We start from the raw sequence: 1,294 nt of genomic DNA, 5'->3' as shown, positions 1-1,294 counted from the left end.
CGGAATATTTAGTAAAAGAAATAGAAAAGTTTTTAAACAAGAGTGAGGTTTAGTCTTAATTTATATTATTTTTCAAATACATATCATTCTTTTAAAAGACTGTAAGAGGACCATTAATTGGTCCTCTTATTTTGGTTATTAGTTGAACGACTCGGGTTGTTACTTCCTACAAATCATAGGGAAAATAAAGAAGTATTATAGAGGTAGTAAATGATGTTGAGAAATATTTGAAAAGAAGGAAAACAAAAAGAATAAAACGAATGTTACATTTACACGTATTCAAAAGTGGTCTGAAATGAAAATAATACATTTTCAGGAGGGATTACGATGAGTAGTACAGTGAATAAACAAAAAGGTATACAATTGATTCCGTTTACCGTAAATAAGGTGGTAGAACAAGTAAATGAAATTCCACCAGGTGTACAACTGATTCACGCTCCGCAAGTATGGGAAAAGAGTGTGAAGGGGCAAGATGTAGTCGTTGCCGTATTAGATACAGGGTGTGATACTAATCATATAGATTTAAAAGATCGTATTATCGGCGGAAGAAATTTCACAAAAGATTATGAAGCTGATCAAAATGTGTATCTTGATAATAACGGACATGGTACTCATGTTGCGGGAACGATTGCCGCGACTGAAAATGGTGTCGGTGTATTAGGAGTTGCACCACTTGCTAAAATGTTAGTATTAAAAGTTTTAGCGGGAGATGGTTCTGGAAGTTATGAGCAAATTATTGAGGCAATTCATTATGCTGTAAATTGGAGAGGGCCGAATCAAGAGAAAGTGAGAATTATTTCAATGTCACTTGGTGGTCCGCAAGATGTTCCAGAATTACATGAAGCAATTCAAAATGCGGTAAAGCAGGATGTTCTCGTTGTATGTGCTGCTGGAAATAATGGAGATTGCGATGATGAAACAGAGGAACTAGACTTTCCGGGTGCGTACTCTGAGGTAATTGAAGTTGGTGCCGTTAATTTAGAGCGGAAGATTGCATGTTTTAGTAATTCAAATCAAGAAATTGATCTAGTAGCGCCAGGTGATGAAATATTATCTACGTATCCAGAAGGAAAATATGCTGTGTTAAGTGGAACTTCCATGGCGACGCCGCATGTTGCTGGAGCGCTCGCCTTGCTCATTAAACAGTGTGAGAAAGAATACGGTCGAAAGTTATCGGAGCCGGAAATATATGCACAACTCATTAAAAGAACTGTACCTTTAGGGTACGAACGTACATCTGAAGGGAATGGATTAATAGATTTATTAAAAGAATAGCCATATTAAAAAACATCTC

1 protein-coding gene is annotated in these 1,294 nt (G+C 36.3%); it reads left to right on the top strand.

Annotation, left to right across the window (positions count from 1 at the left end):
* Positions 1–327: 327 nt before the first annotated feature.
* Positions 328–1,275, top strand: coding sequence for a serine protease (locus ABWK52_RS26785; protein ID WP_098295024.1), 948 nt, complete (start codon positions 328–330; stop codon positions 1,273–1,275).
* Positions 1,276–1,294 lie beyond the last annotated feature (19 nt).

The organism is Bacillus sp. AP50 (assembly GCF_040492675.1).
GTDB lineage: Bacteria > Bacillota > Bacilli > Bacillales > Bacillaceae_G > Bacillus_A > Bacillus_A cereus.
The sequence above is the reverse complement of the archived record's forward strand: the minus strand, read 5'-3'. Positions and strand labels throughout refer to the sequence as shown.